This is a genomic window from Pseudoalteromonas gelatinilytica, from assembly GCF_001641615.1.
In the GTDB taxonomy this organism is placed as follows: domain Bacteria; phylum Pseudomonadota; class Gammaproteobacteria; order Enterobacterales; family Alteromonadaceae; genus Pseudoalteromonas; species Pseudoalteromonas gelatinilytica.
In genome coordinates, this window is the sequence record NZ_LRRU01000022.1 from 479,470 (window position 1) to 488,483 (window position 9,014).

At 41.5% G+C, this 9,014-nt stretch carries 8 protein-coding genes; 5 read left to right on the forward strand and 3 right to left on the reverse strand.

Translation table 11 applies throughout. The features are described from left to right. Positions 1-7 precede the first annotated feature (7 nt). From ligA to msrB, 5 genes are all read left to right on the forward strand, one after another. Entirely contained in the window at positions 8-2,029 is a 2,022-nt protein-coding gene (gene ligA, locus NH153_RS19520) for an NAD-dependent DNA ligase LigA (protein ID WP_063706998.1), read from the forward strand. Then, positions 2,022-2,366, forward strand: coding sequence for a DUF3392 family protein (locus NH153_RS19525; protein ID WP_063707000.1), 345 nt, complete (start codon positions 2,022-2,024; stop codon positions 2,364-2,366). The genes ligA and NH153_RS19525 overlap by 8 nt, the downstream gene beginning before the upstream one ends. Further along, positions 2,363-2,851, forward strand: a complete 489-nt coding sequence (locus NH153_RS19530) for a DUF2919 domain-containing protein (protein WP_063707002.1) — start codon at positions 2,363-2,365, stop codon at positions 2,849-2,851. The genes NH153_RS19525 and NH153_RS19530 overlap by 4 nt, the downstream gene beginning before the upstream one ends. Before the next feature lie 9 nt (positions 2,852-2,860). Continuing rightward, the gene (locus NH153_RS19535) at positions 2,861-3,313 is read left to right on the forward strand and encodes a hypothetical protein (protein ID WP_063707005.1); all 453 of its coding nucleotides are present in this window, start codon (positions 2,861-2,863) and stop codon (positions 3,311-3,313) included. Positions 3,314-3,393: 80 nt separating this feature from the next. Further along, positions 3,394-3,837: a peptide-methionine (R)-S-oxide reductase MsrB gene (gene msrB / locus NH153_RS19540; protein WP_063707007.1), complete on the forward strand. Its 444-nt coding sequence runs from the start codon at positions 3,394-3,396 to the stop codon at positions 3,835-3,837. A gap of 7 nt (positions 3,838-3,844) precedes the next feature. On the opposite strand, the gene NH153_RS19545 is transcribed toward msrB, so the two are convergent. The 3 genes from NH153_RS19545 to NH153_RS19555 are packed head-to-tail and all read right to left on the reverse strand — an operon-like array spanning position 3,845 to position 8,808. Continuing rightward, positions 3,845-5,794, reverse strand: a complete 1,950-nt coding sequence (locus NH153_RS19545; RefSeq protein ID WP_063707009.1) for an ATP-binding protein — start codon at positions 5,792-5,794, stop codon at positions 3,845-3,847. Continuing rightward, complete coding sequence (locus NH153_RS19550; protein ID WP_063707011.1) at positions 5,791-7,167, reverse strand: extracellular solute-binding protein; 1,377 nt, start codon at positions 7,165-7,167, stop codon at positions 5,791-5,793. Before NH153_RS19550 ends, NH153_RS19545 begins: the two co-directional genes overlap by 4 nt. A gap of 6 nt (positions 7,168-7,173) precedes the next feature. Further along, a complete protein-coding gene (locus tag NH153_RS19555) occupies positions 7,174-8,808 on the reverse strand; it encodes a response regulator (protein ID WP_063707013.1) in 1,635 nt (544 codons plus the stop codon). Positions 8,809-9,014: the final 206 nt, after the last annotated feature.

The following is a 9,014-nucleotide window of genomic DNA, read 5'->3' on the forward strand; positions in this document are numbered from 1 at the left end:
GGTTTTCATGTCCGGCCCTATCTTTGAGCAAATTAGCCAACTTCGTGCCCAGTTAGAAGAGCATAACCATAATTATTATGTGCTGGATGCACCTAGCATTCCTGATGCTGAATATGACCGTTTAATGCGCGAATTAAGCGCCCTTGAGCAAGCTAATCCAGAGTTTCAAAGCCCTGACTCTCCGACTCAAAAAGTCGGTGGCGCAGCACTTGATAAGTTTGAGCAAGTCACTCACCAAGTGCCAATGCTGTCACTTGATAATGCCTTTTCAGAAGAAGAGTTTGCCGCATTTAACCGCCGTATCAAAGAGCGTTTAATGGACAACAATGAGCTGACTTTTTGTTGTGAGCCAAAGCTTGATGGTTTAGCGGTATCGATTATTTATCGTGATGGTGTTTTGGTTCAAGCGGCTACCCGTGGCGATGGTATGGTGGGTGAAAACATCACTCAAAACGTGAAAACAATTCGTAATGTGCCGCTTAAGTTACGTGGCGATGACTTCCCAGCAGAGCTTGAAGTGCGCGGTGAAGTATTTATGGACAGCACTGGTTTTGCCAAACTAAACAGTGAAGCCGAAAAACGTGGCGACAAAGTCTTTGTTAACCCACGTAATGCTGCGGCCGGTAGCTTACGTCAGCTTGACTCTAAAGTAACAGCAAAACGTCCACTGATGTTTTATGCTTACAGCACTGGGCTTGTTGCAGATGGGCAGTTACCAGAAGATCACTATCAACAGCTTGCTAAACTTACCGATTGGGGTTTACCACTTTGCCCAGAAACAAAACTGGTTGAAGGCCAGCAAGCTGCACTTGATTACTACCAAGATATCTTGACGCGTCGAAGTAGCCTTGCCTACGAAATTGACGGTGTGGTTATTAAAGTTAACGACAAAAAACGCCAAGAGCGTTTAGGTTTTGTGGCACGCGCACCACGCTGGGCAATTGCTTTTAAATTCCCTGCGCAAGAAGAAATCACCCAATTACTTGATGTTGAGTTTCAGGTAGGCCGCACTGGCGCTATTACCCCTGTAGCACGATTAGAGCCGGTATTTGTGGGTGGCGTGACGGTATCTAACGCAACGCTTCACAATGGCGATGAAATTGCCCGTTTAGGCGTTAAAATTGGCGATACCGTGATTATTCGCCGAGCGGGTGATGTTATTCCGCAAATTACCCAAGTTGTCCTTGAACGTCGTCCTGACGATGCCAAAGACATTGAATTTCCAGCGACTTGCCCAATTTGTGACTCACATGTGGAGCGCATTGAAGGTGAAGCGGTTGCCCGTTGTACGGGGGGCTTAGTGTGCCAAGCGCAGCGTAAGCAAGCTATTAAACATTTTGCGTCACGTAAAGCCCTTGATGTTGATGGTTTAGGCGACAAAATTGTTGATCAACTCGTTGACCGTGAACTGATCAAAACGCCTGCTGATTTATTTATCCTTAAACAAGGCCATTTTGAATCACTAGAGCGAATGGGTCCTAAGTCTGCTAAGAACTTAGTTAATGCACTGCAAGATGCAAAGCAAACAACCTTAGCTAAATTCCTATACTCGTTAGGTATTCGCGAAGTGGGTGAAGCAACAGCGCAAAACTTAGCAAACCACTTTTTAACGCTAGAAAAAATTACTCAAGCAAGCGTTGATGCGTTAACTGAAGTAAGTGACGTGGGTGAAATCGTTGCCAAGCATGTACGTGGCTTCTTTAGCGAAGAGCACAATATGGCGGTTGTAAATGCATTGGTTGAGCAAGGTATTCACTGGCCAGAATTAACCGCGCCGAGTGCCGATGCGCAGCCATTAGCGGGCTTAACCTACGTTCTGACTGGCACATTGAGCGAGCTTAACCGTAATGATGCAAAAGCACGTTTACAGGCGTTAGGTGCAAAAGTATCGGGTAGTGTATCGGCGAAAACGGATGCACTGATTGCAGGTGAAAAAGCAGGCTCAAAATTAACCAAAGCACAAGACTTAGGTATTGATGTGTTAACTGAGGCTGACCTTATTGCGCTTTTAAGTGAGCACAATGGATAGTCTATTGCAGGCATTGTCGTCAGTTGCTTTAACAATCGGCAGCTGGCTGCAACCACACCTTTACAATATTTCATTATTGCTGGTGGTGTGTTTTATATCCTTGTACGCAAACGACATTATTAAAGTGACCAAGCGCTTTGTCGCGCGTCGTCACTTTATTATACGCGTGCTTTGCTTTGTGCTGATCACTGGGTTTGGCATGGGCCTACTTGTGGTGTTTGTAACCCCATTTTTAAGTAAGCTGCTAATGCTACTCGGTGTTAAATGGCTGGCGCTTACACTTACAGCTGCGTTTTTTGTACTTGGTATCATTGCCGATAAGAAGAACCAAATATGAATCGCTACGGGCCTGAATACTGGGATAAACACGGTGCTTATCGAACCCCTGTGGCGTTTCATTTAACGTTATTAGTGCTGTTACGCAGTTACTTTATTTGGCTGATGGCGGCGCTGAGCCGTCGCCCTGATTTAGATATCATGTCGCTGTTTTTTAAATCGAAAAGCGATTTCTTTATAGCCATTGCCATTGCTGCTATTGCCTTATTACCGGCGGTGATCTTTTGTTTACGCCGACCTCAAGAAAACGCCGAAAGTGCAAAACGTCTGTCGTCTATTTGGCGATTTATGCGCTGGCCATTAATAATGTGTGCCATCACGGATTTAAGTTGGTTAACCTATCAGGCTGCACACAGTCATTATCAATTTTCGTTGTTCTTAGCCTGCCAAATGGTACTGGTATTATGGGTACTGTTATATCTATTAAAAAGCAGATATTTGTCGGTCTTTTTTAATGATTGGCCTGATCCAATTGAAAAGAAATAGGACAACACTATGTTGGCAATTAATAAGCTTTTAGCAAAAATTTCACTCACTATCGCGCTGGTATTAATTGCTTTATGGGTATTTACGCCACTTTGGCACAGTGCTGCATTCTCGTTGTTTGTGATGTTATGGGGCTTTATTACGCTATCAAGCCTCTATCGAGTCACGCCGTTATTTGTCGCGCGTAATCCCATTGCCGATTTACTAAAGCGCGATGTGAATCAGCTAGCACTGATAAGTCTGGCAGGTTTATTCGATTTTAAACGCAAAGCTGAGTTTGTTTTAATTGGCCAAATTAAGCAGATTGAAATCGGCGAAGGGATCATTCATGTAACGGATGTCAATGAACAGCAGATAACTGCCTTATTAAGTGTTAATAGCAGCCAAATTAATAGCCATTTAGCACAGTTACTTTCTGAGCGTGAACGTGCACAAATAGATATCCGGCTGCAAACACAGTAATCACTAAACGCATGCTGCTTGCCCTTGGTAGGGCTTGTGATGTACTGTGCAACAGTTGTATTCAACCCTGAGGGAGCACTATGTTAACTTGGCAAGATATTTTAGAGTTTGCCCATAACGGTAACCCAACACCTCCACGTCGAGTCGAAAAATCGCCATCTGAATGGCAAGCTGAGCTCGAACAAGATACATTCTATGTTACCCGCTTAAAAGGCACTGAACGTCCGCACAGCTCTGATTCATGTACGATATTTGAACCTGGTCAATATGTGTGTGTATGTTGTGACAACTTACTTTTTGATGGCGATGAAAAGTTCGATAGTGGCACTGGTTGGCCGTCATTTACTCAGCCTAGCAGTGTTGAAAGCATTGCCTATATCGCGGACTCTAGCCATGGCATGCAGCGTATTGAAGCCGTCTGCAATGTTTGCGATGCGCATTTAGGGCATGTATTCCCAGACGGCCCACCGCCAAGTGGTTTACGCTACTGCATGAATGCCATAGCGATGAAAAAACGCGACTAATGCGTGGCTAATCTAAATACTGAGCAATAATGAAAATAAGGTGCTCACGGTGGATTGGCTTACTAATTATATAGTCTGTCAAAATACTGGATTGCGCCTTATCATCTTTTAATACCGACGCTGTAACCGCAATGATTGGAATATGCTTGAAGCGATCATCACTGCGAATTAACTGACTAGCCTCTAACCCGCCCATCACCGGCATTTTTAAATCCATAATGATTAAATCAGGCTGGTGCTGCTCAATTTTTTTAAGGGCATCTTCACCATTGATAGCGGTGTCGATGGTAAAGCTCCAGCGTGATAAGAAGGACTCTAAATAGTCTCGGTTGTAAGGAATATCATCAACAATCAAAATGCGAGCAGGATTAAAATGGTAGCTTGAAATAGCAGGGTAGTTACGATGTTTCACTTCGTTTTTAGACTCGGCTAATTCAACGTTCGGTAACGACACAATAAACTCACTGCCTTTATCTTTATCGCTTATCACCGATAACTCACCACCCATCAACTTGATAAAACGCAATGAAATCGCAAGACCTAATCCCGTTCCTCCAAACTCCGAACTACGTTGACCTTGTACTTGTTCAAAGTCATTAAAAATAAGGTCTTGTTGATCTTTGGGAATACCTTTACCTGTGTCTGTGACATGAATATTAATATCAATATTGCTGTTGTCATCGTGGGCTTTAAAATCGAAATACACCTTAACACTGCCTTGTGCAGTGAACTTAATGGCGTTACTGATTAAGTTGGTCAGTACTTGGCGCACTTTATTGCTATCAAGTAACACAGGGGTTGTTAACTCTGGGTGAGAGGTTATTTGTAAGTCGAGATCCTTTTGGGCGCTGAGTTGTAAAAACATCATATTAAGCTCATGGCACATTTTAGGGATTTCTACACGCTCAATATCAAGTTGCATTTTACCAGCATCGATTTTTGATAAATCGAGAATGTCATTCAATACATTAAGGAGTGAATTACCAGAGATTGATATTGCTTCTAAGTAACGACGCTTATTTTTATCTGTTTCGCTATCTTGTAGTAATTGGCTAAAGCCTAACACTGCATTGAGTGGGGTTCTTAATTCGTGAGACATATTCGCTAAAAAGCGACTTTTAGCCTGATTTGATTGTTCAGCTTGCTCTTTAGCATCAAGGTACTCTTGAGTGCGCTTTGCAACGGTGTCTTCAAGTAAACTATGTTGTTCATGCATGCTGTTGAGCTGTTGTCTAACCGCAGCACGCATCATTTTAAAGCCACTGGCGAGGGTACCTATTTCATCTTGGCTTTTTATATTAATAGGGCAGTTTAAATCACCGGTAGTCACGGCATGAGAAAACTCCACGAGCTGATCAATGGGTTGTAAAATAATACGGCGAATAATGATATAAGCGATGATAAGTGCAGTTAATAGGTAAATGGCAAACAGCGAAACCGCATTACTAATAATTGATTTGGTTTTTAACGCTAAGTCTTTATCTGAAAAGCTTACGATAACGTAACCGATATTTTCACCCTGAAAATTGCTAATTGGCACAGCAACAGCATATTGCTGCTCCATGGCTACAATAGCATTTTGTTTCGGATTGAGCTGCTTTAACAGTACTTGGTTAGTTTCTAGGGTATCTACTTTACTGTTATCAGGATGGGCGGCTATAAAATTATTTTGGTCGATAAAGTAAATTGTTTGTAAATCATCGAAGGTATTATTTTTTAAAATGTTCTTTAAAGTGATCCCCTGAATTTTAAGCACCCAACTTCCTACGGTATTGTCTTTTGTGAGGCTGTTTATTTCTGACAGCATGGGCGAGACAATCGCATCGGCCTTTTCACTCATGTTCAAAAGCGTTTGCTCTTTAAGTTCCATCACATGCAATGAGGTGCTTGCCCCTAAAATAAGGGTAATGGTAAAGCCGATGATCATTAAAATTTTGTGGGCAATACTAATTCTCATTGCTGAATATTGCTCCGTATTTTTAGTGCTTGCATATTGGCGTTGATTTTTGCGTCGGTGCTTTTAATTGATTGTTTTATATCTGCACCATAGAAAATTTGGCTAAAAGTTTGCGAGATAATTTCGCCGATAACCGGAAACTCAACCATACCGGCCTGCAGGCGATCCGGTGTTGCATGCTCAAATACCCATAACATGGTTTGATTAAAGCCAGGTTTGTTTACGAGAGTAAATAGTTTGTCATGCCACACTTTTTGTCTTGGCGGTGAGCCACCTGTACTCAGAAGTGCAGCAGTTTGTTCACTAGTCGCCCACTGAATAAATAACCATGCCGCACGTTTTTTATTTGATTTACTGTTGATCGCAAACGCCCATGCCCAAGGAGATGTTTCTCGGGCGATTGGGCCTGCCGGCAAGGGGGCTGCTTCCCACTTATTCCAAATATCAGACTCTTCTGCAGTATCGATTTCATTATAAAAATGCGAGGCCAAAAAGGCTGAGGCAAGTTGACCTTCTTTAAACAAGCGTCGAATTTCATAAAAGTGTAGTAAACGGCTGTTATCTGGATTGCCGAACCCTGTTACAAGGTCGCGATACACTTGCAGGCTTTGTGCTGTTTGAGGGCTATCAAAAACAGACTGCCCCTGCGCGTCGATAACTTCAGCGCCATAAGCACGCATAACAGGTAATACTGTCCAAGTGTTTAATCCTGCACCGGGCAGCGTACGTGAGGCAAATGCGTGCATCCCGTTCAAAGAAGGAGTGCGGTCAATAGCCTTTTGAAGCTTAATCTTAACTGCTTGTAGTTGCTCGTAAGTATCGGGAACATCTAAATTAAAGCGTTCGAAAAGATCTTTACGATAAAAATAAATCGGCGCAGAAAAATCAAATGGTAACGAGTATAGCGTGTTATCAATTTTACAAAGCGCTAGGCTACGTTCACTGATGTCTTCTAATTGATACCAAGCTTTATCTGTCAGTTTTGGGTTATCAATGTAGGGCTGTAAAGGCTCAATCCAGCCTTGGCTTTGAGCTTCACCTAAAAAGGTGATCCCCATCGGCAGTACATCGTAAAGACCTGTGGCTTCGCTCAAATCTTGATGACGACGAACACGCATTTGTGATTGTTCTAAGGCATGAAAGCCAACCGAAATCCCAGTTAGTTGCTCAAATAAAGGAATGTAGGGCTTTAGCGCCATAAAAGCGGGCTGTTCATCGGCCAAAATATTGATATGGCTACCGGCCTCACTCTGCCAATTGATACTGGCTTGTTGCCAATGTTGTAAAGTTGCCGAGGCAAAGCTGCATTGGCAAAAGACGACAAGCGCAACGTATAAGAAGGGCTTTTTAAATTTAAACAATTGAGATGCCATACGAAATTACTCAGCAAGCTTAATTTTTAATTTTGCCGCCAGAGCTTTAATTTTTTCAAAGCGGATTGCTTGTTCATCTTCTAATGTTTGAGTATCTAACAAAGCAAAACACTTTTTCGCGAGTGCTAAATTAAAAGATTGGCCTTGGTTATTTGTATCGAATAAACATTGCAGTAGGTTTAAAGCGATACTGGCATTTTTAGGCATGATCCTAAATGCTTGGGTAAATGCCTCAAGCGCCGTATTAAGTTGGCCCTTATTAAACTGTGTAACTGCGTGGTTATTGAGCTCTTTCGGACCGAGCTTAATATCACGTCGCTCAGTTTGTTGTTGTTGAATATAACGTAAATACACCGGATCGCTTACCGATGGGTGGCGTTCACAGTGAGTAATAATTTGGTTAAACAGCATCTGCGCTTTGTGGTGAAAACCAAGCTCATGAAACGCTTTCGCTTTATCGAGCGCACCATCTACTGAACGAATTTGAGTGTCACTTTCATCAAGTTGGTTGATAAGTGCTTTAGCTTTTTGATGTTCATCTTTTAAATAATGTAAACGCGCATTGAGAACATCAATTTGTGTTTGATTATTACTATTCGGAAACTGCTTTTTTAAATCGCTTAAGTACTGATTTGTTTGTCTTGAAATGCGATTCACTTGATCGGTTTGATCCGTCGTTAAAGCAAAATCAATCCCTGCGCGCGCCGCATTTAAATATATATCAGGGTTATCGTGAATTGAGTGTTTTGCGTAACTGGCAATGTCTTTTTGCGTTAAATAATTCTTTTCATAATCGTGATTAAGCAGTGATACATGACTTAAGGTTTTCTGGCGGTCAATGTTACGCGGGGCAATTTCAACAGCTTTACTAAAAAAATCCTGTGCCTCATCAAATTTATTGAGTTTTATTTCTAATCGACCCAGTAAATCAAGAGCAACTAGTCGAGTTTCACTGCGCTGCAACATCGTCTTAAGCATGCGGTGTGCTAGGGTATGTTCATTATTAGCAATCAGTGCTTCGACTAAACCAACTTTTGCCCAAGTAAATTTTTGAATATCAAGCACCGATTTAAAAAATGCTTTGGCATCTTCGAAGCGTTTGAGGCGAAGTAGGGCATCGCCTTTTAATCTTAATAGAATGGCACTGTAGCTATTGCCTTTGTTTTGCAACAAGGTATCTATTTGTTTAATTGCTTTGGAGTCATTCCCATCATCAATAAGTTGATAAATTTGATGAAGGTTACTTTTGCGTAATAACACTTTTTCAATACGATTTTTTAATTCGTTAATTGTAAAAGGTTTAACTAAGAAATCATCTGGTTGTAGCTCGAGTACACTGTGAACCAAAGAACCACTTGTTTCAGCCGAAATAAAAATAAAGCCAGTAGAGTTTTTGATAAGACGCTTCATTTTCAGCTCTTCATAAAGCTGATAGCCATCTTGATGTTTACTAAGATTAAATGAACAAACGATGAGATCAAATTGCTCAATTTGACATTGTTCTTTTGCTGCAATTGCATGCTCTGCAAAGCGTAACTGGCGAAACCCCAATCCCTCTAAGGACTGTTTCATATAGCTTTGAGCGAGTGGCTGCTCTTCAACTATTAAAATTTTGGCTTTCGAAAAAATCTTTGCAGGCATTGGACTTGCGACTAAGTGACGTTAACAATGACTATAATAAACAGTCTAGCTGCTGACAAGGCAAATTACAGCTTTTGCAACGATTTAAAGTTTAGCTTTGGGCTATATCAATAAAGGGGGAAGTGAGTAATAGATTTTAGAAGTTAGATATTAGAAGTTAGATATTAGAAGTTAGATATTAGAAGTTAGATATTAGAAGTTAGATA